We start from the raw sequence: 24,972 nt of genomic DNA, 5'->3' as shown, positions 1-24,972 counted from the left end.
CATCGGGGCGCGCGCACGGGCGCTCCGGTGACGATCACGCGGCGATCGGCGTCGCCGTCGCTCAGGCAGCGGCCTTCGGCGCGTTGACGTCGGCCCGCCCCTCGTCGTGGCTCTGCCGTACGCCCCGCGGAACAGGACCATTGTCAGTCGTCGATCACCAGGGACGGGGTGTCGCGGGTCAGGACCTCGCCACGGAAGAACGCCGGGCTCCGCCACCGCATCACCAGCATGAGCACCAGGCCCAGGAGCAGCAGGCCCACACCGATGACGAAGACCGTGCCGACCCCGCCGACGGACGAGCCGCTGTAGGCCGGGTCCCACATGTCGTAGAGCGTCTTGAAGAAGACGGCGGCCAGCATCAGCCCGCCCAGGACCGGGAAGACGCCCTTGTAGACGAGGTCGCGGCCGGAGCGGCGCAGTTCGCGGCGGAAGTACCAGGCGCAGGCGAAGGCCGTGAGCGAGTAGTAGAAGCAGATCATCAGCCCGAGGGCGTAGATCGTGTCGGTGAGGACGTTCTCGCTCAGCAGTGTCATCACGGTGTAGAAGGCGCCGGTGCCGACACCCGCGACGACGGTCGCCAGACCGGGCGTCTTGAACCGGGGGTTCACCTTCCGGAACGACGGCGGCAGGGCCTCGTACGACGACATCGCCAGCACCGTACGGGCCACCGGGATGAAGGTCGTCTGGAGGCTGGCGGCCGCGGAGGCGAGCACCGCGACGAAGAGCAGCACCCCGAGCCCGGTGCCCATGATCGGTCCGGCGAGTACGGCGAAGACATTGTCCGAGGTCTCCGGGTTGGCGAGACCCAGTCCGGTCTCACCGGAGCCCACGGCCATCTGCGCCACGACACCCGTGACGAGATACGAGCCGACCAGGACGACCATCGCGATCAGCGCCGCCCGGCCGGGGGTCCTGCCGCTGCCGCTGGTCTCCTCGTTGGCGCTGAGGGAGGCGTCCCAGCCCCAGTACATGAAGATCGAGAGGGAGAGCCCGGCGGTGAAGGCGGCGAAGGACTCCACGGCGAACGGGTTCAGCCACTCGGCGGAGAACGACAGCGATGTGCCGAACTCCCCCGCCTTGCCCAGCGCCATCACGACGAAGATCGCCAGTACCAGGAGCTGCAAGCCGACCAGGGCGTACTGGACGCTCTTGGTGGCGGTCATGCCCCGGTAGCTGATCGCGGTGGCGATCGCGATCAATACGAGCACGGTGAGGATGTGGACGGCCTTGTTGTCGTCCAGCGCCGCCACCGACTCGCTGCCGGTGATCTCACCCGCGAGCAGCCAGAAGAAGGAGGTCGCGACCCCGGCGAGATTGGAGAGCACGATGATCGTGGCGACCACCAGACCCCAGCCGCACATCCAGCCGATCTTCGGCCCGAACGCCTTGACGGTCCAGGTGAAGGACGTCCCGCAGTCCGGCATGACCCGGTTCAGCTCGCGGTAGGCGAAGGCGACCAGCAGCATCGGCAGAAACCCGGCCAGGAAGATCGCGGGCATCTGGAGCCCGACGACGGCCGCGGTGGCCCCGAGGGTCGAGGTGAGGCAGTAGACCGGCGCGACGGTGGAGATCCCGATGACGGTACTGCCCATCAGCCCGACGGAGTTCCCGCCGAGCCCTTTGCCGCGTACGCCACCGCCTTCGCGGGGGGCGGCGGCCCCTCCCGTGTCCCCGGCGGCCTGGGGCCGGGCATCCAGCTGAGTCATGCACAGGACGGTAAGCCCTACGATTTCCACATCCGGAGGGAAAGCGTCCGAATATCGAACCTTGGATTTACGCGAAGTGAAGGTTCTTCTGCCTCGATATGGAAGCTTGGCGCGCAGTGCGACTCGAAGCTTGCAAGGTGCGAGGTCGACTTTTCATGATGCGATAACCGCAGCGGCGCCGGTTTTGTCCGCTTTGAAATTTTCCGGTGACGCCTGCGACGACGAAGCCCCGCCGCACCGGTGGGCACCGGAGCGGCGGGGCCGGAAGATCGCCGGGCGGCTGGTCAGACGGCGGGGAAGCCGTCGCCCTTGACGCCCGTCACAAAGGCCGCGAAAGCGGTCGCCCGAACCGCCAGCGCCGGACCCGTGGGGCGCTTGCTGTCACGCACCGGAACAACGCCGTGAGCCCCGGCGAGATTCGTCGCGACCTCGACACACGTACCGCCAACGTCGCTGTAGGAGGACGTGAACCAGCGGGGGGATGCACTCATGGCGGTCACGGCGAGACCAGCTCCCCCGACTTCACACCCGTCACAAAGGCCGCGAAAGCGGCAGCACGCACCGCGAGCGCCGGACCCGAACGACGCTTGCTGTCCCGCACCGGAACAACACCCTGCGCCCCGGCGAGATTCGTCGCGACCTCCACACACGTACCGCCGTTGTTGCTGTAGGAGGACGTGAACCAGCGGGGGGATCCGGTCGTAGTAGTCACAGTGAGCCCTTTCGTGCCAGCTTGATCAGATCGACGGAGGCCGCTAGGGGGAGTGTGTGCTTCTGAAGCTGATGGTAGGCCATGAACAGCGGTGCTACAGCGGCCACTTCACGCTCCAGCCGCCCATCGGTCTGGGACTCGACGTAGGACATCACCGAACGGTCGGCGAGCGTCAGAAGATTCACCGGGCGGTTGAACGTCCTGCGCTCCCCGATGTCATACGGGGCGATCAGCACCATCGCGTGGGGCAGCGTCGCGACCTCCGCCAGCCGGTCGAGCTGTTCGTTCATCACCTCCCAGCCGCCGACGGGACGGCGGATACAGCTCTCGTCCATGATCACGACAAGTGCGGGCGGGACCGGCCGGATGAGCGCCGCCTGCCGCTCGGCGAGCAGTGTGATCCACTCATCGGCCTGCTGATCGCTGATATCGCCCCGGTACACTGCCGCGTCCGCCAGCGCCCGGACGTACCCCGGGGTCTGGAGAAGTCCCGGAATGACTCCGACTTCGAAGACCCGGATCTCGACGGCCCGGCCCTCATAGGACAGATACTCCGGGAAGCCCTCCAGCAGCACACCGTGGCGGATCTCCCCACACGCGCGCTCGAAGGTGTCACCCGTCCCCTTGGTGCCGAGGGCGGTGTCCACACCCGCCGCGAACCGACGGGTCGGGGGCTTGCGGCCGGTCTCGACCGCCGACACATGCCGCCCCGTGTAGCCCATGCGCTCGGCGAGTTCGTCCTGCGTCAGGCCGCGCTTCTCACGCGCGCCGCGTAACCGCGCGCCGAAGGCTTCCTGCGGACTTCCCTCCGGATTCAGATCCTTGCGGTTCACCACGGTCTCCTCCGCTCCTGCCATATCGAGGGGCTCCCGACTGTAGGCAGATTCGAAGCGCCGTGTAGGCGAATGGCTACACAGATGAACCGTCAGGGGTACCGACCGGTTCCGGACCCAGAAGATCGTCCAGGACCCGGTCCAGCTCCTCCTCCGTACCGCGCGCCCGGACGGACACCATTCCGTCGTCGTCCCGGAGCAGCGCGTCCCGCCCCGCGTACCAGCGGGTGCCGGTGGGCGCGCCCACCGGATACTCCGGGAACGGCAGCCGGACCAGCCACTCCGTCGCCACCAGGGTCTCCCGGTCCACCTCGTCCGAATACGCGGCCAGCTCCTCCGGCTCGTGGACCGCCTCCGCCAGCACGATCTCCACGAAGCAGTGCGACACCCGCTCCAGCCAGGGCTCCCAGCGCTCCGCCGACTTGTCCGCGAGATCGGCCCGTACGACGACCGGCGGATCGTCCCGGCCCAGCTCCGCCAGGGGTATCCCCCAGCGGCACACGCCCTGGTTCTCGTCCCGGAAGACCAGCACCGCCCCCGGCCCGTCCGCCTCTTCGCCGGGTTCCACCGCCAGCTCGGCGAGCGGGCGCAACACGTCCTGATTGCTGGTGAGATCGGGGCGCAGGCCCAGCAGGGCGTACGCCTCCCGCAACGCGGCGGGCAGCGTCAGCCCGAGCCGCCGCTCGGCCGCGGCGATCTCGTCGGGGCCGTAACCGTCCCCGTCGGCGAGGGGCACGGCGCACCACGCCCGGACGAAGGACCGTACGAACTCCCACGCGGCCCGCCGCTCCGCGACAGCGGCCCGCATCTCCACCACGATGTCCATGCTCCGACGGTAAAGGGCACCACTGACAATCCCCCCGGCCGCCGAAATCCCGCCGAAACACTCTCCGGCGACAATCCGGGCATGGAGTTCACGATCGAAGACGTCCCCTGGTCTGCGCCCGACGCGGTCGCCCTGCGGGCCGCCCAGCGCGCCGAGATAGCCGAGCTGTACGGCACACCCGACAGCGAGCCCGGAATCGCCCCGTCCGCCGCGGATGTCCCCGTCTTCGTCGTCGCGTACGACCCGGCCGGTACGCCCGTCGCCTGCGGCGGGCTCCGGCCGGTCGACGCGGCGACGGGCGAGGTCAAGCGGATGTACGTCGCCCCGCCCGCCCGGGGCACCGGCGCGGCGGCGGCGGTCCTCGCGGCCCTGGAGGACCGGGCGAGGGGCCGGTCCTGGACGCGGCTGTCCCTGGAGACGGGTCATCGCCAGGAGGCGGCGATCCGCTTCTACGCCCGCTCGGGCTACACCCCCGCGCCGCCGTTCGCGCCCTACACCGACGCGCCCGACTCCCTCTTCTTCACCCGCGCCCTCCCCGCAGCCCGCGAAGTCCGGTCAGCCGGAGGCATTTAGGGGCGCGGGGAACTGCGCGAACAGCCACGGACGGTCCGCAGTCCGCATACATGCCTTGTTGGCACCATGTTTCGCGCCTTCGGCGCACCGGGAGCGTACGGCTCCCGTACGCCGGATCCGGTCCACCGACCGTACGGGGCTGGTCGCGCAGTTCCCCGCGCCCCTAAAAACCTCCACCGAACCGCCCCCGCAGGGGACCGGCGTCCCCACCCGGGTGGGGGAAACGGACGGGCTTACGAGGCGTCATCCGTTGGGGCGGATATCCGTTCGCGCCCTCCTGCGCGCCGTACCCTCCGCGACACCCTGAATCAGGGCCGTGAACGGGCGTTTCACGGGCAGGGGAGGGCGGGATGTCGATGTCGTCGTCACCGGATGCCGACCGGGACCGGCGGTTGGACGAGCAGGCCGTGCTGGTCGCGGCCGGGCTGGCCGATCTGGCGCTGAGTACGGCGGGCACGGTGGTGGGCACAGCCGTGGACACCGTACGGGGACTGCTCCGGCGCTCCGACACCGCCGATCTGCTGGAGGACGCCGGGCACGACCTCAGGGCCCGGGGCCGGATCGCGATCGACCGGTACGCGTCACGGCCCCCGGCCCATCTGGAGGTTCTGGCCCGCCATTCCCGTGCCGCCGCCGTCGCCGACGCCCCCGCTTCCGATGGTGGCTGACCGCTACGATCCCGGCGCCTTCAAGGCCCGGGTGGACGACGCGCTGCGCGGCTTCGTCGGCCGGGAGACGGATCAGCTCGTCGCCATCGACCCGGAGCTGATTCCGGTCGCCGAGCAGGTCGAGGACGCCGTCGCCGACGGCAAGCGGCTGCGGGCCGCGTTTTGTTACTGGGGGTGGCGCGCGGCCGGTCAGCCGGACAGCGACGCCCTGTTGCTGGCGGCGGCGTCGATGGAGCTGATACACGCCGCCGCGGTGGTGCACGACGATCTGATCGACGACAGTCCGCTGCGGCACGGCCGCCCCACGGCCCATGTCGCCCTGCGGGCCCGGTTGCGGCAGCGGCCCCGGACCGTGACGGCGGCCCGGTCGCTGGCGATGCTGGTCGGGGATCTGCTGATGGCGCTGGCGGGGCAGTTGTTCGCGACCAGCGGGCTGCCCGCCGCCTATCTGGCGCGGGCCCGGCCGCTCTGGTCGGCGCTGGCGCGGGAGCTGATCGCGGGCGAGTGCCTGGAGATCCTGCGTACGGGTACGGCTCCCGATACGGAGTCGTCGCTGAAGGTGATCCGCTACAAGACGGCCAAGTACACGGTGGAGCAGCCGCTGCTGATCGGCGGGGTGCTGGGCGGGGCGGGTGACCGGCTGCGCGCGGGTTTCTCGGCGTACGGGCTGCCGCTCGGCGAGGCGTTCCAGCTCCGGGACGATCTGCTGGGGCTGTTCGGCGATCCGGCCAGGACGGGCAAGGCGAGCCCGGACGATCTGCGGACCGCGCGTCCGACGGCGCTGCTGGCCGAGACCTGGCGGGCGGCCGGGGAGGCCGAACGGGCCGAGCTGCGGCGGCTGCTGGCCCGGGGCCGGTCCCTCGACGCGGCCGGGGTCGAGACGGTGCGGGCCCTGATGACCCGGCTCGGGGCGCCGGAGCGGATCGAGCGGATGATCACGGACCGGGTGGCGGAGGCGACGGACGCGCTGGCGGGGCTGGCGCTGCCGGGTTCCGTGTCCGCCGCGCTGACGGCCCTGGCGGGCTCGGCGACCGTACGCCAGTTCTGAGCCCCGCGCCCGGACGGGCCGCCGCGCGACACCGCACAGCCCGTACGCCACACAGCCCGTACGCCACCCGGCCCGTGCGCCCGGCCCGTACCCCCCTCACCCCCGACCGTTCCGAAAGGCAGGGCTCCCATGACCACCCACCCCGTGTACCCGTACACCGAGGCGTCCCTGCACACCCTGCGGAACGCCGGTGACGAACTCGCCGACGCCACCGTCGCCGCGCTCATCGAGGGCGGTGACGTCGGCACCTTCAACACCCTGATGCGGTACGTCTCCACGGCCGGGTCGCCCCTCCCCGAGGGGCTGCCGGACGCGGCCCGCGCCTATCTCGAAGCCACGGCCGCGCCACCGGCGTGGGTGGACTGGGAGCGGATGGAGCGGGCCCGGCTGTTCTTCGTGGACAACAACGTCCATATCAATACGGCCCTCTCCTTCGCCTCGATGCCCGCCTGCTATGTCGTGCCGCGGGTGGCCCGGTTGCTGTCGGCGACCCATTCGCTGGCCTATCCGTCGAAGCGGATGGCGGAGACCGGGCAGTTCGTGCTCTATCTGATGCGGCCCGACGCGTTCGAGGCGGGCAGCAAGTTCGTGCCGGCCGCGCAGAAGGTCCGGCTGCTGCACGCCTCCATCCGTCACCATCTGCTCCGGGACGGCCACTGGGACCGGGCGGCCGAGGGGACGCCGATCTCCCAGGAGGACATGATCGGCGGCCAGATGATCTTCTCGATGCTGGTCCTCGACAGTCTGCACCGGCTCGGCATCCATCTGAGCAACGAGGGCGCCGACGCGTACTTCTACGCCTGGCGGGTGGTCGGCGCGATGCTCGGTATCGACCAGGTGTCCGTACCGAAGACCATCGAGGAGGGCCGCCAGTACTTCGACCTCTATATGACGCTCAATATGGGGCCGTCGGAGCAGGGCGTCCATCTCACCCGCCAGTTGATCGACCTCTACGAGGAGGTCGTGCCGGGGACGTTCTTCGATCCGCTGGTGGGCGCGCTGGTCCGGCATCTGGTCGGCGACACCTGCGCGGACTGGCTGCGGGTGCCGCGTACCGCCTGGGACACGGCGGTCGGGGCCGTACCGCGGCTGCTGGGGGCGCTGGAGACGATCGAGGACCGCTCGCCGTACGGGGCGTGGGCGCTGGACCGGCTCGGCGATCTCGTCTCCGGGCTCGAACTGTCGGCGCTGACCCGGGGGCGGGTGATGCACTACGCGATCCCGGAGACCCTGCGCAAGGAGTACGGGGTCCCGGACACGGTGCTCCCGAAGAACCGCTGGAGCCCGCCCCCGGCGACGGTCGGCTGAGGCACTCGGCGACACCCGGCGAAAGACCTGACAAAAGAGGGGACGGGTTCCGTCGAAGCCCGTCCCCTCTTCCTTTGTTCCGCCCCCGGCCGCTATTGTTCTAGTAGACATAGAACTAACCGAACCGGTTGGAGGGTGCTATGAGACGTCCCGAGACCCCGGACTCACCCCAGGACATGACCCCGGCCACGGCCGCACCATGGCGCCGCACACTGGTGGCGGTCGTCCCGGCGGTGCTGGCCGTCGCCGTGTTCCTCGCGGTCTACTTCGCCGTACGGGACCGGCTGCCGGACGAACTCGCCACGCATATGGGCCCCGACGGCCGCGCCGACGGCTTCACGGGCCGGACCGCCTTCGCCGTGACGGCGGCCCTCGCACTCGCCGGAGTCGGCGCCCTGTTCGCCCTGCTCTCCCGCCTCCCCACCCGCGCCGGGCAGGCGTCCGCGCCCCGGGCGATGTCGGCGATGGGCGCGGGCACACTCGCCCTCCTCGACTGGGTCCTGGTGATGCTGCTGCTCGCCAATACCGGGGTCGACGACCCGGCGTCGGTCCGGTTCTCCGGCTGGCACATCCTGTGGGCCCTCGCCGCCTGGGCCGTGACCGGGGCCCTGGCCTGGTTCGCCGCCGGGCCGGGCCCGGCGCCCGCCACCCGTACCGGCGACGACCCGGCCCCCGGCGCCCGGCGGCTGCCCATCGGCCCCCGGGAGCAGATCGCCTGGACCCGTACCGCCGGGTCGCCGGGGCTCCTCGCGGCGGGCGGCCTCACGGTGCTCACCCTGACCGTCACGGCCGCCTACGCGGGCTGGTGGATCATCGCCCTGGCGGTCCCGCTCGCGGTGGCCTTCGCCGTGACCGGCCGGATCCGGGTGACGGCGGACGCCCGCGGACTGACCGTGACCCCGGCCGGGCTGCGCCGCCCCCGGGTCCGGATCCCCCTGGACGAGATCGCCACCGCCTCCACCCGGCGGGTCAGCGCCGTACGGGACTTCGGCGGCTTCGGCTACCGGATCCGCGCCGGGGCGAGCGGAGTGATCCTGCGATCCGGTGACGCGCTCGCCGTCGACCGGGCGTCGGGCGGTACGTTCCTGGTGACCGTGGACGACGCGGCCACCGCCGCCGCCACACTCAACACCCTGGCGGCCCGGGCCCACCGCGCCGCCCCCTGACCCCCGACCACCGGCGACCCCTTTCCGAGGCCGAGCATGCTCTTCCGGATCGACCCCCAGTCGTCGCTCTCCCTCAGCGACCAGGTCGCGGCCTCCGTACGCCGCGCGCTGGCCGACGGCTCCGCGGCCCCCGGGGAACGGCTCCCCGCCGCCCGGGACCTCGCCCGCTCCCTCGACATCAACCTCCACACGGTCCTGCGGGGCTACCAGAAACTCCGCGACGAGGGTTTGCTGGAGCTGCGCCGGGGCCGGGGCGCGGTGATCAGCGACCGGGCCGACCCCGGGCGCGGCCGGCTCGTCCAGCGCGTCCACGACCTGGCGGCCGAGGCCCGTGCCATCGGCCTCTCCGACGACGAACTCCTCACCCTGATCCGTACGACTCTGAACCCCGGGACCACCTCATGACCGAGTACCGCACCCGTGACGGCGTACCGCTGCTGCTGCGCGAGGCCACCGCCGACGACTGGCCCGCGATCGCCGCCTTCTTCCACCCCGTGATGGCGGCCGGGGAAACGTTCACCTTCCCCACGGACCTCTCCGCCGAGGAGGCCCCGGGCTGGTGGCTGCTGTCCCCGCCCGCCCTGACGATCGTGGCCACCACCCCCGACGGGAAGGTGACCGGCACGGCCAAGATGAACCGCAACCACCAGGGCAACGGCTCCCACATCGCCAGCGCCAGCTATCTCGTGGACCCCGCCCACGAGGGCCGGGGCGTGGGCCGCGCCCTGTGTTCGTACACCATCGACTGGGCCCGCGCCCGGGGCTACCGCGCGATGCAGTTCAACGCGGTCGTGGAGACCAATGTCCACGCGGTACGGCTCTACGAGTCCCTGGGGTTCCGGATCATCGGCACGCTGCCCGAGGGCTTCCGCCACCCCGAGCGGGGCTATGTGGGGCTGCACATCATGCATCTGCCGCTGACCTGACCTGACCTGGCCTGGCCTGGCCTGGCCGTCCGGCCGCCCGGCGCCGCGCCCGTAGCCCCGGGCGGCCGGGCCCCGCTACGGAGTGACGGGCTCCACCGGCTGGCGGAGGACCGTCCTGAGCTTCTCGGGCGCGGTACGGCGCGGATCGCCCAGATAGATCTCGTGGTGGCGCCCCCTCGGCCGGAGGCCGTTGGCGGCGAGATAGGTGTCGTGCAGTTCGGCCAGCAGCGGCGCCTCGTCGTCGTAGGGGCCGGTGTGCAGTACCTGGGCGCTCGGCCCCTCGTGCAGGGACACCACCCGCACCTCGGCGATCTCCGGCCGCTTCTTCTTGGCGAGGGCGGCCTCCCGGGCCTCGGCGACCATGCCGTCGGTGATCCACTCGGGGAGCCCGATGAGCATGGTCCAGCTCCAGGAGTCCTTGGCGCCGGTGGTGAAGGCGGCGTAGTCGTCCGCCCACCACAGCCCCTCCAGCGGGCCGACGACGAAGTCACCGCCGTCGGTCCGCTTGGCGGCGAACTTCACGGTGTACGCGACCGCGTAGAGCGCTTCGACGGCGGCCGTGTACCGGGGCGACGTATTCGGGTTCCCGGTCCCGTCCACGGCGATGAACCGCTGCGCGGGGACGTCGACGACGGCCCAGGCCGTGTTCCTGGGGGCGTAGAACTTCTTCAGCTCGCGTTTCACGTCGTACGGCGCCATGGCGGTCTCTCCTCGGGGTGACGACGGGCCCTCGACTGCGGGCGGGCCGCCCAGTAAAGCGCCTCCGGGGAGCGGGGGCCGCGCCGGACCGGGGAGTCCGGCGGGGCCGCCACCACACCGTGATATCGCAGGCGGTGGCGGAACTCCCCCGATGATGTCGTCGCGCGCCGGGGCCGAGGTGCTTTGCTGGGAGGACCGAGACCGTCACCAGCAGGCGCCATCGAAGGGAATCCACCATGGCCGACGAACGACCCGTGTCGAACGCCGAGTTCAACCGGAAGATCATCGAGGAGTTCCGGGCCGGGGGCGGCCTGGTGGGCGGGATGTTCGAGGGGCTTCCCCTCGTCCTGGTCACCTCGGTCGGGGCGCGCAGCGGGCTGCCCCGGACGAATCCGGTGGCGTACGCGCGCGACGGCGGCCGGATCCTGATCTTCGGGTCCAACGGGGGCGCCCACCGGCACCCCGACTGGTACTGGAACGTCCTGGCCGACCCCCGGGTGACCGTCGAGATCGGCGACGGCGAGGGCGGGGTGGAGACGTACGCGGGGATCGCGACCGTACTGGAGGGCGACGAGCGCGCCCGGCTCTACCGGGAGCAGGGCGAGCGGGTACCGGCCTTCGCCGCCTACCAGGCGGGGACGGAGCGGGTCATCCCCGTGGTGGCGCTGGAACGGGCCGACGCGGGGTCGGCGGGCTGAACCCGGAGAACCGAGTGAGCCGAAGTGGCGCCGGGGCGAGTGTGCCGTAGGGGCACGCCCCGGGCCGCCTCGCCCTGCCCTCGCTCCGGAGAGGGCGAGCGAGTCGAAGGGGCGGGCCGTGTGCCCCGTAAGGGCCCGGCCCGGACAACCCCGCCCCCCTTCTCAAGCCGCGCGCCCCGGGGTGCCCGGCCTTGCCCTCGCGCCGGAGAGGCGAGTGAGCCGAAGGGGCGCACCGTGTTCTGGAAGGAGAACGCGCGGAGGCCGCGAGGAACGAGCGGTCGAGCACGATCGACTGAAGAACACGGTTGAAGCGCCCCGGAGGCGAACCGAGCCACAAAGAAGGCGGCTGAAGCGCCCCGGAGGGGAACCGAGCCACAAGAAAAACGGAACCTCGGCCCCTCCTGTCACGTCTTCCCCCACGCCCGTCCCGCCCTCCGGGCGGGCCCGGGCCCGTGTGTAGTGTGCATGCGGAATTGACCACTCCAGATGCTTCAGGGAGACCCTCACCATGCCCGCCACCCGGAGGAAAGCCCGCCGAATAGCCACCACGGCGGCCCTCATCGCCCTCTTCCCCGCCCTCGCGGCCTGCGGCATGGAGACCACCGCGCCCGCGACCGCGCGCGGCAAGGCCAAGGGGGAGGTGGCACCGGGGACCGTCGACTGCGAGAAGGTGAAGTGCGTCGCCCTGACCTTCGACTCCAGCCCCGGCGTGAAGACGCCCCAGCTTCTGGACTACCTCAAGAAGGAGAAGGTGCCCGCCACCTTCTTCGTCCTCGGCAAGAACCACCTCGACCGCTGGCCGAAGGTGGTGAAACGATTCGCCGATGAGGGGCACGAGGTCGCGAACCACACCTGGACGCATCCCCGGCTCGACAAGCTGAAGAAGAGCGAGATCCGCGAGGAGCTGGAGAAGACCCAGATCGAGCTGGAGAAGATCACCGGGCAGAAGCCCACCCTGATGCGCCCGCCGCAGGGCCGGATCAACGACGACGTCACCGAGGTGTCGAAGGATCTCGGGCTGGCCCAGATCCTCTGGAGCACCACCGCCAAGGACTACGCCACCACCGACTCCGAGCTGATCAAGGAGCGGACCCTCAAGCAGGTCAAGAAGGATGGAATCATCCTTTTGCATGACATCTACGATGGCACGGTTCCCGCCGTTCCCGGGATTGTCACGGAGCTGAAAAAGCGGGGCTACACCTTCGTCACGGTCTCCCAACTTCTGGCCCCCGCCAAGGCGAACCCCGGTGAAATCTACCGACCTTGACGCTTCGTCCCCCGTGCCCGGGGAGAAACGGAGGAGGTCTTGGCGGATGTGGCGGATGATCGCCAAGGGGCGTTAGGCGGCCCGCCGTCCCGGGCAATGAGCCGAATGAAGCGCTCCGCTGCTGACGGAGTTGTCGTACACAAGGCAGACTGTGGGTGCGAACCGGCAGTTGGGGGCAGGGGGCAGCATGGACCGTGAACGCGGGCCTCGCGTACCGGAGCAGCGATCTCCGGCGCCCAACGAGGTCGACAGTGACGCCGTGGAGCTGCGTTTCAGTGTGCTCGGACCGGTGCGGGCCTGGCGTGCCGGGACGCCATTGCAGACCGGCTCTCCGCAGCAACGGGCCCTGCTCTCCGCCCTGCTGCTGCGCGACGGCCGCACCGCGACGTCCCACGAGCTGATCGACGCCATCTGGGGCGAGGAGCCGCCGTCCCAGGCGCTGGCCACGATCCGGACGTACGCGCACCGGCTGCGCAAGGTGCTCTCGGCGACGACGCTGGTCTCCGAGTCGGGCGGGTACGCCCTGCGGATAGAGCGCGACGCCCTCGATCTGTTCGTGGCCCAGGAGCTGGCGGCGGCGGCCGAGAAGACCCGGGCCGCGGGCGACCCGGGCCATGCCCGGATGCTGGTCAACAAGTCGCTGGGGCTGTGGGACGGGGAGCCGCTGGCCAATGTCCCCGGGCCGTACGCGGAGGGGCAGCGGGCCCGCCTGGAGGAGTGGCGGCTCCAGCTCCTGGAGACCCGGCTCGATCTCGATCTGGAGGTCGGGGCGCACGCGGAGGCGGTTTCCGAGCTGACCGCCCTGACCGCCGCCCATCCGCTGCGGGAGCGGATGCGGGAGCTGCTGATGCTGGCGCTCTACCGCAGTGGCCGCCAGGCCGAGGCCCTCGCCGTCTACGCCGACACCCGCCGCCTGCTCGCCGACGAACTCGGCGTCGACCCCAATCCCGAACTCTCGCAGTTGCAGGAGCGGATCCTGCGCGCGGACGCCGCCCTCGCCGCGCCCGCCGAGCCGCATACGGCGCCGCCGCCGGTGGCCCAGCCCGCGCAGCTTCCGGCGACGGTCCCCGACTTCACCGGCCGGGCGTCCTTCGTCCGTGAGCTGGGCGAGCAGCTGGCGACCGCCGAGGGGTCCGTGATGGCGGTCTCGGCGCTCGCCGGGATCGGCGGGGTCGGCAAGACGACCCTCGCCGTCCATGTCGCGCACGAGGTCCGGCCCCGGTTCCCCGACGGTCAGCTCTACGTCGACCTCCAGGGCACCAGCAACCGGGCGACGGAACCGGAGGCGGTGCTGGGCGCGTTCCTGCGCGCGCTCGGCCACCCCGAGGCGTCCGTACCGGATTCGCTGGACGAGCGGTCGGCGCTCTACCGGTCGACCCTCGCGGGCCGCCGGGTCCTGGTGCTGCTGGACAACGCCAGGGACGCGGCCCAGATCCGCCCCCTGCTGCCGGGTACGGCGGGCTGTGCCGCCCTGGTCACGAGCCGGGTGCGGATGGTCGATCTCGCCGGGGCCCATCTGGTGGACCTCGATGTGATGTCGCCGGAGGAGGCACTTCAGCTCTTCACCCGGATCGTCGGCCTGGAGCGGGTCTCGGCGGAGCGACAGTCCGCCCTCGATGTGGTCGCGGCCTGCGGTTTCCTGCCGCTGGCGATCCGGATCGCCGCCTCCCGGCTGGCCGCCCGGCGGACCTGGACGGTCTCGGTGCTGGCGGAGAAGCTGGCCGACGAGCGCCGCCGGCTGGACGAGTTGCAGGCGGGCGATCTGGCCGTGAAGGCCACCTTCGAGCTGGGCTACGGCCAGTTGGAGCCCGCCCAGGCCCATGCCTTCCGGATCCTCGGCCTCGCCGACGGCCCCGATATCTCCCTCGCCGCCGCGGCGGCCGTGCTCGGCCATCCCGAGCAGGAGACCGAGGACCTCCTCGAAGCGCTGGTGGACACATCGCTGGTGGAGTCCGCGGCCCCCGGCCGGTACCGCTTCCACGACCTGGTCCGGCTCTACGCCCGGTCCTGCGCCGAACGGGACGAGCGGCCCGAGGAGGGCGAGGCCGCCCTCGCCCGGCTGCTCGACTTCTATCTCGCCACCGCCTCCCGGGTGTACGGGATCGAGCGCCCCGGCGACAAGCTGGTCCACCACCTGGGCCCGACGACCCTGACGGGCGTCGTCTTCCAGGACCGCCGCCGGGCCCAGGACTGGCTGTACGCGGAGGCGAACTGCATGCTGGCCGGGGCCCGGCAGGCCACCGGCGGCAGACGGCTCCGGCTCGCCGCCGACCTGCTGTGGGCCGCCCAGGGGCTGGCCGAGTCCGGCGCCAACTCCAAGCTGTACGAGATCGCGGCGCTGGCCGTCCGGGACTCGGCGCGCTCCTGCGGCGACGCCAGGGCCGAGGCCAGGGCCCGGACCTCGATGACCAATGTCCATCTGGTCGCCGGACGGTACGAGGACGCCGACGACGAGGCCCGGATCGCCGCCGAACTCGCCGTCTCCGTCGACGACCCCGCCCCCGTCTACTGGGCGGACAACGACCGCGGCATCATCGCCTTCAACCAGGGCCGGTACGAGGCGGCGGAGGAGTTCCTGCGCAACGCCGCCGAGGGCGCCCGCCGGGACGACAGCGACTCCACCGAGGCCAGCGCGCTCTGCAACCTCTCCAGGACCCAGCTCGCCCTCGACCGGGTGCCCGAGGCCATAGACCTCGCCCAGCAGGGCGTGGGCATCTACGAGCGGATCGGGCACACCCTCCGGCTCGCCAACGCCCGGTATGCCCTGGGGGTCGCCCTCACCCAGGCCGGCCGGCACGCGGACGCCCTGGAGCAGCTCTCCGAGGCCATGGAGTTGTTCGAGGCCAACCGGCAGCGGCTCTGGGAGGGCACCGCCCACTTCCGGATCGCCCAGGTCCATCTGTCCGCCCGGCGCGCCGCCCGGGCCGCCCAGCACTGCGAACAGGCCCTCGCCATCGGCTGCATCGGCGGCGACCGGATCCGTGGCATCGTCCTGATCACCCTGGGCCGGGCGCTCTCGGCGCTGGGCCAGGCGGGCCGGGCCCGGGCCTGCTGGCTGGAGGCCAAGTCCCTGCTGGAGTCCATGGACGCCCCGGAGGCGGAAGAGGTACGCGGACTGCTGGCGCCGCTGAGCACCCTCTGAAGAAACAGCGGAACCGTCCGAACCAGCGGAACCATCGGGTCCGGCCCCGGGAACCAAGGGGTCCGGGCCTGGAATTCGCGGGTCCGGACCCCGGAACGCATAGGTCCGGACCATTCGGGCATAGTCGCCGTATCGCGATGGTTGCTGTGACGGTCGCCACATCACCCCGTAGCGATGAACCCTCCTCGACCGTCTGTGCGTATATGACTACAGACCCGCAATCCCCGGGCCACCGAACCGCCGCAGTACCGAGCAGTCGAGTCACCGCCACCCCCCGGCGCAGGGGGCGTGACGGCGCGTACCGAGGGGCACGAAGGGCGCACTTTCGATTCCCCCCTCCGGCACCGAACGCCACGAGGTCGGCGTTCCTCCTGGTCGGCAGGCTTGTGACCGCTTTCTAGCAGGACGTTCATCGAATGTTTATGCCGTTTCGGCATGCTCTCTTGCAGTCGATCCGTCGCAACGGGGGGCAGACGGATCGCACCGGGACCATTTCTCCTCTCCGGGGGGTGAGGGGAACAGGTCCCCCGGCCTTCCGTCCGGGGACCCTCGGGGGAGTCCCCGGCCGGAAGGCCACTCACGTTCCGCCCGCACCAATCCAAGGGGGACAGGAAAGATGACACAGAACAGTTCGAGCGAATTCATCCGCGGAGCCGCACAGGCCACCGTCGAGGGCATTCTGCCCCGGGAGCGCCACACCCCCGCGCCCCCGGCCCCGGCCGAGTCCGGCACCGCACCGGGCGGCCGGCCGACCGTGCCGCCGGTGACCGCGGAGCCGACGGCCGAAGGCCGTAGCGAGCAGCAGGCGCCGATTCCGCCCGCCGAGGGCATCGTGCCGCGTGAGCGGCACACCCCGGCCCCGCCGCGCGAGCGCCACACGCCCTCGCCGTCGGCCCCGACCACGCCCGCCCAGCCGCCCACGACGCCGCCCGTGACACCTGTGGACACCACCACGGGGGCACCCGTGGGCACGACCACGGGCGACGGCGGCGCTCCGACGACGGACGGCGCTGCCACGCCGTCCACGCCTTCGTCCGAGCCCTCCGCGGACGAGGAGATCGTCACGATGGAGCGCCACACGCCGGCCCCGCCGCGCCCCCGGGACTGAGCCCCTCGGGGGCCGGGGAGACCGGCCGTACGGGTACGGCCGCGACGGTCAAGGGGGAGCGTCGCGGCCGTACCACTTCCATCCGCCCGGTCCCGGGCCACCGCACAGGCCCGGGACCGGGTTCTCCCATGCCCGGGGCCGTCACTCCGCCCTGTTCACCAGGAAAAACACTCACCACGGCTGCCTCAGAGGTCACTTGAGACCACTTGAGACCACTCCTGCACCAAAAAGCAAGATTACCGGACATAAGTGGCCGATCATTAAAACAAGTTCACAATTTCTTCCCGGCCCCCCTCCCGCAATCGATCAATGACGGTGTGTACTTGAGCGGTCGTCCGACGACGGCACCAGAACCACCGCCCTCCCCCCGAGGTTTCGATGATCGAGATACCGGAGCTGGCCGCCGCCGGTCTGGCCGCCGGGACCCTGTCGGCTCTCGCCCTGGGAGGCGGGTTGCTGCGGTCGAGGCGGCTGCGGAACCGGCAGACGGCCGAGATCGAGACCCTGCGGACCCATCTCGGGGTCGCCCGCGAGGAGGCCGACCGGACCGCCGGGGCCTGCGCCGCCGAGGTCGCGCATCTCGCGGAGAAGCGCCTCCCGGCCGCCGCCACCGCGACCGCCCACCCCCATCTGCGGGTCCCCGGCGCCCTGCGCCCCGAGGTGGCCGGTGGTGAACTGGGCGACGCGCTCGACGGCGTACTGACCGGGCTGACCACGGCGCTCGCCCAGGAGCGCAAGCGGGTCGACGCCGCCGCCCGGGCCGGGATGCGCGGCGCCACCCGGGAGATCCAGGCGGGTCTCTACCGGCTCCAGGACGTCCTGCGCGGACTCCAGGAGCGGTACGACGACCCCGAACTGGCCCAGACCCTCTACGCCCTCGACCACGAGAACGAGCAGTCCCTGCGCCGCGCCCAGGTCGCCGCCGTGGTCTGCGGCGCCTGGGTCGGGCTGGCCCGCGAGGAGTCCCATCTGGTCGACGCGGTCACCGGCGGCCAGTCCCGGCTCGTCGGCTACCACCGGGTGCGGATCGGCAACCATCTGGAGGACGGTACGGCGCTGGTCTCGCACGCCGTCGAGCCCGTCGCCATCATCGTCGCCGAACTCCTCGACAACGCCCTGCGCCACTCCTCGTCCGACACCCGGGTCGTGGTGAATCTGGAGCGGGCCCACCACGGCGTCACCGTCACCGTGGACGACGCGGGCGTCGGCATGGCCGCCGCCGAACGCGCCTGGGCGCAGCGGATGGTCGCGGGCAGAGAACCGATCCTGCTCTCCGAGCTCGGCGACCCGCCGAGGATGGGTCTCGCCGCGATCGGCCAGCTCACCCGGCAGTTCGACCTCTCGGTCGATCTGTCGTCGCCGTCACCGTACGGCGGTGTCCGGGCCGTGCTGCTGATCAAGGGCCATCTGCTGAGCCGGATCGACCCGGCCGAACGGCCCCCGGCGGCCAGCGCGCCCCGCTCCACCCGGGGCGGTGCCGCCGAGGCGGCCGCGCAGGAGGAATCGGGCCGCCATCTCCTGCCCCATCCGCACCAACTGCCGCTACGACAACGACCGACCGTGCCGCCGCCGTCGTCCCCGCCCCCGCGCCACCCGGGTCCGGCCGCCGCGCCCGGGACCGGGCCGGGAGCCGTACCGGGCGCGGTCCCCGGAGCCGGACCGACCCCGACCGACCCGGCCGGACCGCCGTACGGCACCCCGGCCGCCGCCCCCGCCCCACCGGCCGTCCCGGCGCCCGCCGGACCGGACGCGCCCCCGGACCACGCCCAGCCCGACGGCGACGCGCTGCCCCGGCGGCGCCGCCGGGTCCGGCCGGACGGCCCCGCCCCGACCGGGACGGCCCCCGCCCGCCCCCGGCCCCCCGTGCGTACCCCGGAGGAGGCCGCCGCCGCCCTCGGGGCGCTCCAGGCCGGTACCGCCGCCGCCCGCAACGCCGCGCCCGAACCCGGCGCCCACGACCACGGCGCCCATGACCACGGCGCCGACCACACCGAAGGGAAAGACCCCCGATGACCTCCCGTACCTCCCGCGAGACCGGCGACACCGCTTGGGTGCTCGACCCGATCCTGGAGATCCCGCATGTACGGGCCGCCGTCCTGCTGACCCTGGACGGCCTGGTCTCCGGCTACTCCGACCGGCTGTCCCGGCCGTCGGCGGAGCGCACCGCCGCCATCATCAGCACCGTGCAGGGCGCCTGCCGGAGCGCCGCCGCGACCTTCGCCGACCAGGACAACGCCGAGGTGCGCCAGGTCGTCATCGAGTCCGACCACGGCTACATCCTGGTCGCGCCCACCCGGCACGGCACCTGTGTCGCCGCCTACGGCGACCCGGAGGTACGGCTCGACCTGCTCGCCCACAGAGTGCACTCCCAGGTGGCGCGGCTCGGCGAGAAGGCCATGTCCGCCGCGCCCCGCGGTACCGATGGCGACGTCACTCCGGCATGACCGCCCGCAGGGGCGGCCGGCCCCTGGTCCCGGCGTATCTCTCGACGGGTGGGCAGACCAGGCCCAGTACGGGCAATCTGGAACGGCTCTCGATCCTGACCGGACTGGTCGTTCCCGGCCCGGCGCCGGTCCCGGGCCCGCCCGGAGCACCCGTCGGAACCGGTGCTTCCGGTGGCTCCCCGGACGGTGTCCCCTTACCGCCGCCACCGTCGTCCCCGGCACCGGACGGGTCCGTCCCGCCGGGCACCGTCGGCGGCATCCCGGCCCAGCCGGGCCCCGAGACCCGTACGGCCGTGTCCCCCGCCGCGGCCGGCGGCCCCACGCGTACGACCGCTACGGCGGCGGCCCCCGGTGACCCGTTCCGGCCCGGCCCGGGCGACGCGCCCGGCGCCGTACCGCCGCTCGGCCCGCCGCCCGATCTGCCCGCCGCCCAGCTCGCCCTGCTGGACGTCCTCGACGGCGGATCCCTCACCGTCGTGGAGACCGCGGCCCTGCTCGAACTGCCCGTATCCGCCGTCCGGGTGCTCGCCGCCCATCTGATCGACCGGGGCCTTGTCCGGGCCAGACCGCCCATCCCCGACGCCGTTCCCCCCGCACCCGACCTGTTGGAGAGAGTCGCCGATGGCCTCCGCGCCCTCAAGCTCTAGCCACGGCTCCGGCGGCCTGCATCTGCCGGACAGCACCCGTGAGCTGGTGAAGATCCTGGTGGTCGGCCCGTTCGGAGTCGGCAAGACGACCCTGATCGACTCGGTCTCCGAGATCCGCCCCCTGCACACCGAGGAACGGCTCACGGAGGCGTCGGTCGCCGTGGACGACCTCGCGGGCGTCCGCGACAAGACGACCACGACCGTCGCCATCGACTTCGGACGGATCTCGCTCAACGGCGGCATCGTGCTCTATCTCTTCGGCACCCCCGGCCAGGAACGGTTCCGGGCCCTGTGGGCGGATATCGCCTACGGGGCGCTGGGCGCGCTCGTCCTGGTCGACACCCGCCGGATCGACGCCTCGTTCGAGGTGCTCGGCATGGTGGAGGAGAGCGGACTGCCGTACGCCGTGGCGCTCAACACCTTCCCCGACGCCCGCGGTTACACCGAGGAGCAGCTGCGCAGATCGCTCGATCTGGAACCCGCGACGCCGATGGTGCTCTGCGACGCCCGGGACCGCAACTCCTCCATCGACGCGCTGCTGGCCCTGGTCGAGCATCTGCTCACGCTGGCACCCCCGCTGCCCGATCCCGCCGGACCCGGATCGCCGCCGCCCGAACCGCCGGGCGCGCCGGACGGACCCGCGTCACAGCAGCTCGAAACGTCACAGCAGAACCCGAACGCCCGTACCGCCAGCCCTCCGTGGACGGAGATCCAGCCCCGGTGAACTCCCCCTCGACCCCTCCCCCGTTCCCTGCGTCGCCCTCGTACCCCGCGCCCTCCGACGCCTTCGCCCGGCAGGCGCCCATCCGGCTCTGGGAGGACGGCTTCGCCGAAGACCCGCACTCCTATTACGAGGCGCTGCGCGCCCAGGGCCCGGTCGGCTGGGCCGAACTCTTCCCCGGCATCCTCGCGTACGTCGTCACCGACCGCCGGGCGGCGCTCGATCTGCTGCACGACCACGAGACCTGGTCCCGCGATCCGCGCCCCTGGGAAGCCACGGTCTCCGAGGACTCCCCGATCCTCGGCATGCTCCGCTGGCGGCCCAACACCCTCTTCGCCGACGGGGCCACGCATATCCGCTACCGGCGGACCCTGCTCGACGCGTTCGACCTGGTCGAGCCGCACGATCTACGCGAACGGGTCCATCACGCCGTCGATGTACTCGTGTCAAGGGTCGGTCCGGCGGGCCGGGCCGACCTGGTGACCGAGTTCGCCCGCCCCCTGATGTCGCTGATCTTCAACGATCTCTTCGGCCTGCCGGAGAGCGCGAGCGACCGGCTCCACGAGTCCCTCGGCAAGCTCATGGAGGGCGGCGAACGGTCCCTGGAGGGCGAGGCCGAGTACGGGCAGTACGTCCTCGACCTGATCGCCGCCAAGACCGCCGAACGCGGCGACGACCTCACCAGCTGGCTGCTGGACCATCCGCTGGGGCTCAGCCCCGACGAGGTGACCTGGCAGGTCTTCCTGTCGCTGGGCGCGGGCCACGAGCCGACGTCCAACCTGGTCTCCAACGCGCTCTCCCGGATCCTCGGCAACCCCGCCTACTACCACACCCTCACCAGCGGTTCCCGGCCCGTGATGGACGCGGTCATGGAGGTGCTGCGGTACGAGACCCCGCTCGACAACTACGGCGTCCACTACGCCCGGGAGTCGCTGAGCTTCCACGGGGTATGGGTACGAGCGGCCGTACCCGTCGTCGTCTCCTACGGCGCGCTGGCCCACTTCGCCGAACGGGACGAAGGCGGCCACCACCCCCATGACGCCTCCCATCTGTCCTGGGGGGCGGGCGAACACTCCTGCCCCGTGAAACAGCACACGCTGCTGATCGCCACCGAGGCGATCGAGCGGCTGACCCAGTGGCTCCCGGACCTCTCGCCCCAGCTCCCCCGGGACCGTCTCACCTGGCGGCCCGGCCCCTTCCACCGCTCCCTCACGGCCCTGCCGGTCCGCTTCACCCCCCTGCTCCCCGATATCGAGCAGGAACGCACCCTGCGGATCACCCGCGCCCGGGTGCCGGGATCCGAACAGCCCTGAACCCCCGGCTCCACCGAGGCGGAGGCCGAAGCCGGTTCCGGGGCCGGTCCCGGGTCGGTGCCGGGGCCGGAACCACCCACCGACGATCACCACCAGTCAGGAGTCAGCGGATGACCGCGACCGAGACCGGGCCCGAGAGCCCGGCCGAACCGCTCCCCGTCGCCATCGACCCCTTCGGCGCCGACATCCGGGCCGAGAGCGCCCGGCTGCGCGCCCTCGGGCCGCTCGTCCCCGTCGAACTGCCGGGCGGCATCCCGGCCTGGGCGCCGACGACGTACGACGTCCTCAGAACGCTCATCCTCGATCCCCGGGTCAGCAAGGACCCCCGTAAGCACTGGTCCCGGTTCGCCGAGGTCCCGGCGAACCCGTCGTGGGCGTGGATCCTCGGCTGGGTCGGGGTGATCAACATGCTGTCGACCTACGGAACGGACCACACCCGGCTGCGGAAACTGGTCGCCCCCAGCTTCACCGCCCGCAGGACCGAGGCCATGCGGCCCCGGGTGGAGGCCGTCACGGAGGAACTGCTGGGCGCGCTGGAGGAGACGGCGGCGAGCGGCGGCCCGGTCGACCTGCGCGGCACGTACGCCAACCCGGTCCCGATGCGGATCATCTGCGAACTGTTCGGCGTGCCCGACCATCTGGTGCCGGACGTACGGCGGCTGGTCACGGCGATCATCGACACCTCGGACACCAGCCCCGAGCACGCGGCCTCGGTCCAGCGGCAGATCGGTACGGTCCTCCCGGCCCTGATCGCCTACAAGGCCGAGCACCCCGGCGACGACATGACCACCGAGCTGATCCGGGTCCACGACGAGGACGGCGACCGGCTCAGCGACGAAGAGCTGATCTACACCCTGCTGCTGGTGATCGGCGCGGGCTTCGAAACCACCGTCAACCTGATCGGGAACACGGTGGTCGGCCTGCTGCGCCACCCCGAGCAGCTGGCGGCGGTCCGGGCCGGTGAGATCGGCTGGGAGGCGGTGGTCGACGAGGTGCTGCGGGTCTATCCGTCGATCGCCAGCCTGCCGCTGCGGTTCGCGGTCTCCGACATCGATATCGCGGGCGTCACCGTCCCGGCGGGCGACGCGATCCTGACGACGTACGCGGCGGCGTCGTACGACCCGGGGCACTACGGCGACGACGCGGCCGAGTTCGACCCGGCGCGCGGCGCCGACGACCACCTCTCGTTCGGCATCGGCGTCCACCGCTGCATCGGCGCCCCCCTGGCGAAGGTGGAGGCCCTGACGGCCCTCCCCCGCCTCTTCGAACGCTTCCCGGACATGCGGCTCGCGGTGGACCCGGCGGAGCTGCGGCAGGTGCCGTCGTTCATCGCGTACGGCTGGCAGGAGATCCCGGTCGTCCTGCGCTGACCTCACGACGAGCCTCGGGGCCCCGTACCCCGGCGTCGTAACGCCGGGGTACGGGACTATGCCGCGTACCGCCAGAACTCCCGCATCAGCGGCGGCGCCTCGGGGCCCGACAGGGCGGTAGTAGTAAGCAGGATCGAGACGACTCCCGTCGCCGGGACGAGATGCGCCGACGCGCCCGTACCGCCGATCCAGCCGTAGCGGCCCGGCACCTGCCACGGCTCGGTGGGCGCGATGTCGACCGAGCCGCCGAAACCCCAGCTCTGGCCGTCCAGGAAAGCCGCCCCGGACGCCCGCTGGGCCGGAGTCAGCTGATCCGTACACATCTGCCGTACGGAGTCGGCGGCGAGGATCCGGCGGCCGTCGGGGGCCGTGCCGTCGGCGCGCAGCATCCGCAGAAAGGCCAGCAGATCACCGGCCGTGGACACCAGGCCGCCCGCGCCGGACGCGAACTCCGGCTCCCGGCTCCACATGCCGTCCGGGGCGTCCCAGAGCAGCAGACCGCCGTCGCTCTTGCGGCGGTAGAGCCCGGTGAGCCGGTCCGCACGGCCCGGCGGGACGCTGAAACCGGTATCCGCCATGCCCAGCGGCCCGAACAGCCGCCCGGCCAGGAAATCCGCCGTCGGCACCCCGGCCGCCCGGCCGATCAGTACACCCAGGACGTCGGAGGTCGTGTTGTAGAGGAACCGCTCCCCCGGCTGGGCCAGCAACGGGATCCGGGCCAGATCGGCCAGCCACTCGTCCGGCCCCGGCACACCCTCGGGCTCCGGCGGGCTCTGCCGCAGCCCACCGGCGAGCGCGCGGGCGGCGGGCAGCGAGAAATCGTCCGGATAGCCGTATCCGGCGGTCGAGTTCAGCAGATCCCGCACGGTGATGGCCCGATTCGCCGGTACGAGATCGTCCACGGGCGCGTCCGGGGTCCGTACGACCCGGGGTTCGGCCAGCTCCGGCAGCCACGGCGCGACCGGCGCGTCGAGAGTCAGCCGCCCGTCGTCCACCAGCAGCATGACGGCGGCGGCGGTCACGATCTTGGTGATCGAGGCGATCCGGAAAACGGTCTCGGGGGTGACGTCGGCGGGCCCGCCGAGGGTCCGGCTCCCGGCGGCGGCCACTTCCGTCCCCCCGGGCCGGTCGACGAGCCCGACGGCCCCGGTCACCTCCCCGCGCCCTACCGCCGCGTCGAGCAACCGCCGAAGCCCGGCGCCGGTGCTGCTGGTCATCGTCCCCGCCTCTCGAAATGCCCCCGGATGCCGGGGCAGCCCCCAGCTTGCCAGCCGCGCCGCTCCGATTTACCCGGGTCTCGCCATGCGACCTGATGTCGTTCGCGACCTGCGGACCGCATGTGGCTTGTCGCGCAGTTCCGCCCCCTATGCCTTCGGCGATGGGGGGACCCCCAGCGCCTCGGCCCTCCGGGTGAGGCCCACAACCCGGGTCCCGCCCGGCGACCTGATGTTGTTCGCGGCCCGCGCCACCATCGTGGCTTGTCGCGCAGTTCCCCGCGCCCCTAGGTTGCCCTCCTGACCGCTCCTTCCAAGAGACGGGCCCTCCAAGACTGGAAACCCTTTCAGGGGCGGCGCTGGGGAGAGCATTTAGGGGCGCGGGGAACTGCGCGACAAGCCACAGGCGGTCCGCGGGCCGCGAACAACATCAGGTCGCCGGGCGGAGCCCGGATCTTTCGGCGACGCCGTGGAGGGCCAAGGCGCTGGGGGTCCCCCCATCGCCGAGGCATAGGTTGGGGGTCCCCCCATTGCCGAAGGCATAGGGGGAGGAACTGCGCGAACAGCCACGACGGTGGTGCAG

At 72.0% G+C, this 24,972-nt stretch carries 23 protein-coding genes and 1 pseudogene; 17 read left to right on the top strand and 7 right to left on the bottom strand.

Going from position 1 to position 24,972, the window contains the following annotated elements:
• Positions 1–143: 143 nt before the first annotated feature.
• The 5 genes from AB0G74_RS13175 to AB0G74_RS13155 all read right to left on the bottom strand — a co-directional run bounded on the left by AB0G74_RS13175 (position 144) and on the right by AB0G74_RS13155 (position 4,077).
• On the bottom strand, positions 144–1,706 hold the full coding sequence (locus tag AB0G74_RS13175; RefSeq protein ID WP_361144499.1) for an APC family permease: 1,563 nt from the start codon (positions 1,704–1,706) through the stop codon (positions 144–146).
• A gap of 284 nt (positions 1,707–1,990) precedes the next feature.
• Positions 1,991–2,197, bottom strand: coding sequence for a DUF397 domain-containing protein (locus AB0G74_RS13170; protein WP_361144496.1), 207 nt, complete (start codon positions 2,195–2,197; stop codon positions 1,991–1,993).
• Between the two features lie 5 nt (positions 2,198–2,202).
• The gene (locus tag AB0G74_RS13165) at positions 2,203–2,418 is read right to left on the bottom strand and encodes a DUF397 domain-containing protein (RefSeq protein ID WP_361144493.1); all 216 of its coding nucleotides are present in this window, start codon (positions 2,416–2,418) and stop codon (positions 2,203–2,205) included.
• The gene (locus tag AB0G74_RS13160; protein ID WP_361144491.1) at positions 2,415–3,275 is read right to left on the bottom strand and encodes a helix-turn-helix transcriptional regulator; all 861 of its coding nucleotides are present in this window, start codon (positions 3,273–3,275) and stop codon (positions 2,415–2,417) included. Before AB0G74_RS13160 ends, AB0G74_RS13165 begins: the two co-directional genes overlap by 4 nt.
• Before the next feature lie 52 nt (positions 3,276–3,327).
• Positions 3,328–4,077 (bottom strand): SMI1/KNR4 family protein, encoded by a 750-nt coding sequence (locus tag AB0G74_RS13155; RefSeq protein ID WP_361144488.1) that lies wholly within the window; start codon positions 4,075–4,077, stop codon positions 3,328–3,330.
• A gap of 81 nt (positions 4,078–4,158) precedes the next feature.
• On the opposite strand from AB0G74_RS13155, the gene AB0G74_RS13150 reads away from it, so the two are divergent.
• The 7 genes from AB0G74_RS13150 (at position 4,159) to AB0G74_RS13120 (ending at position 9,766) form a co-directional block, all read left to right on the top strand.
• Positions 4,159–4,650: a GNAT family N-acetyltransferase gene (locus AB0G74_RS13150; RefSeq protein WP_361144486.1), complete on the top strand. Its 492-nt coding sequence runs from the start codon at positions 4,159–4,161 to the stop codon at positions 4,648–4,650.
• Between the two features lie 350 nt (positions 4,651–5,000).
• Positions 5,001–5,318, top strand: a complete 318-nt coding sequence (locus AB0G74_RS13145; RefSeq protein WP_361144483.1) for a polyprenyl synthetase — start codon at positions 5,001–5,003, stop codon at positions 5,316–5,318.
• Positions 5,308–6,366: a polyprenyl synthetase family protein gene (locus tag AB0G74_RS13140; RefSeq protein WP_361144480.1), complete on the top strand. Its 1,059-nt coding sequence runs from the start codon at positions 5,308–5,310 to the stop codon at positions 6,364–6,366. The genes AB0G74_RS13145 and AB0G74_RS13140 overlap by 11 nt, the downstream gene beginning before the upstream one ends.
• Before the next feature lie 129 nt (positions 6,367–6,495).
• Positions 6,496–7,674 carry an oxygenase MpaB family protein gene (locus tag AB0G74_RS13135; RefSeq protein ID WP_361144477.1) on the top strand — a complete coding sequence of 393 codons (1,179 nt, stop codon included), beginning with the start codon at positions 6,496–6,498 and terminating at the stop codon, positions 7,672–7,674.
• A 140-nt stretch (positions 7,675–7,814) separates the two neighbouring features.
• Positions 7,815–8,840 (top strand): hypothetical protein, encoded by a 1,026-nt coding sequence (locus AB0G74_RS13130; protein ID WP_361144474.1) that lies wholly within the window; start codon positions 7,815–7,817, stop codon positions 8,838–8,840.
• Between the two features lie 36 nt (positions 8,841–8,876).
• Positions 8,877–9,245, top strand: coding sequence for a GntR family transcriptional regulator (locus tag AB0G74_RS13125; protein WP_361144471.1), 369 nt, complete (start codon positions 8,877–8,879; stop codon positions 9,243–9,245).
• Between the two features lie 29 nt (positions 9,246–9,274).
• Positions 9,275–9,766 (top strand): GNAT family N-acetyltransferase, encoded by a 492-nt coding sequence (locus tag AB0G74_RS13120; RefSeq protein ID WP_361144512.1) that lies wholly within the window; start codon positions 9,275–9,277, stop codon positions 9,764–9,766.
• A 75-nt stretch (positions 9,767–9,841) separates the two neighbouring features.
• Here AB0G74_RS13120 and AB0G74_RS13115 read toward each other — a convergent pair whose 3' ends face one another.
• Complete coding sequence (locus AB0G74_RS13115) at positions 9,842–10,465, bottom strand: GyrI-like domain-containing protein (RefSeq protein WP_361144468.1); 624 nt, start codon at positions 10,463–10,465, stop codon at positions 9,842–9,844.
• A gap of 236 nt (positions 10,466–10,701) precedes the next feature.
• Here AB0G74_RS13115 and AB0G74_RS13110 point away from each other — a divergent pair, with 236 nt between their 5' ends.
• The 10 genes and pseudogenes from AB0G74_RS13110 to AB0G74_RS13065 all read left to right on the top strand — a co-directional run bounded on the left by AB0G74_RS13110 (position 10,702) and on the right by AB0G74_RS13065 (position 23,175).
• Positions 10,702–11,163 carry a nitroreductase family deazaflavin-dependent oxidoreductase gene (locus AB0G74_RS13110; protein ID WP_361144465.1) on the top strand — a complete coding sequence of 154 codons (462 nt, stop codon included), beginning with the start codon at positions 10,702–10,704 and terminating at the stop codon, positions 11,161–11,163.
• Between the two features lie 508 nt (positions 11,164–11,671).
• A complete protein-coding gene (locus AB0G74_RS13105; RefSeq protein ID WP_361144463.1) occupies positions 11,672–12,430 on the top strand; it encodes a polysaccharide deacetylase family protein in 759 nt (252 codons plus the stop codon).
• 187 nt (positions 12,431–12,617) lie between these two features.
• Positions 12,618–15,572 carry a BTAD domain-containing putative transcriptional regulator gene (locus AB0G74_RS13100; protein WP_361144460.1) on the top strand — a complete coding sequence of 985 codons (2,955 nt, stop codon included), beginning with the start codon at positions 12,618–12,620 and terminating at the stop codon, positions 15,570–15,572.
• 616 nt (positions 15,573–16,188) lie between these two features.
• The gene (locus tag AB0G74_RS13095) at positions 16,189–16,680 is read left to right on the top strand and encodes a hypothetical protein (protein ID WP_361144457.1); all 492 of its coding nucleotides are present in this window, start codon (positions 16,189–16,191) and stop codon (positions 16,678–16,680) included.
• A gap of 378 nt (positions 16,681–17,058) precedes the next feature.
• Positions 17,059–18,693: an ATP-binding protein gene (locus tag AB0G74_RS13090; RefSeq protein WP_361144453.1), complete on the top strand. Its 1,635-nt coding sequence runs from the start codon at positions 17,059–17,061 to the stop codon at positions 18,691–18,693.
• Positions 18,690–19,124: a roadblock/LC7 domain-containing protein gene (locus AB0G74_RS13085; RefSeq protein ID WP_361144450.1), complete on the top strand. Its 435-nt coding sequence runs from the start codon at positions 18,690–18,692 to the stop codon at positions 19,122–19,124. The genes AB0G74_RS13090 and AB0G74_RS13085 overlap by 4 nt, the downstream gene beginning before the upstream one ends.
• Before the next feature lie 419 nt (positions 19,125–19,543).
• A pseudogene (locus AB0G74_RS13080) lies at positions 19,544–19,771 on the top strand (DUF742 domain-containing protein); the annotation flags it as partial.
• Complete coding sequence (locus tag AB0G74_RS13075; RefSeq protein ID WP_361144447.1) at positions 19,746–20,495, top strand: ATP/GTP-binding protein; 750 nt, start codon at positions 19,746–19,748, stop codon at positions 20,493–20,495. The pseudogene AB0G74_RS13080 and the gene AB0G74_RS13075, both read left to right, overlap by 26 nt.
• Positions 20,496–20,575: 80 nt before the next feature.
• On the top strand, positions 20,576–21,805 hold the full coding sequence (locus AB0G74_RS13070; protein ID WP_361144509.1) for a cytochrome P450: 1,230 nt from the start codon (positions 20,576–20,578) through the stop codon (positions 21,803–21,805).
• 110 nt (positions 21,806–21,915) lie between these two features.
• The gene (locus tag AB0G74_RS13065) at positions 21,916–23,175 is read left to right on the top strand and encodes a cytochrome P450 (RefSeq protein ID WP_361144444.1); all 1,260 of its coding nucleotides are present in this window, start codon (positions 21,916–21,918) and stop codon (positions 23,173–23,175) included.
• Positions 23,176–23,231: 56 nt separating this feature from the next.
• Here AB0G74_RS13065 and AB0G74_RS13060 read toward each other — a convergent pair whose 3' ends face one another.
• Entirely contained in the window at positions 23,232–24,392 is a 1,161-nt protein-coding gene (locus AB0G74_RS13060; RefSeq protein ID WP_361144442.1) for a serine hydrolase domain-containing protein, read from the bottom strand.
• Between the last annotated feature and the right edge of the window lie 580 nt (positions 24,393–24,972).

The sequence above is a fragment of the Streptomyces sp. NPDC020875 genome, assembly GCF_040641415.1.
In the GTDB taxonomy this organism is placed as follows: domain Bacteria; phylum Actinomycetota; class Actinomycetes; order Streptomycetales; family Streptomycetaceae; genus Streptomyces.
The sequence above is the reverse complement of the archived record's forward strand: the minus strand, read 5'-3'. Positions and strand labels throughout refer to the sequence as shown.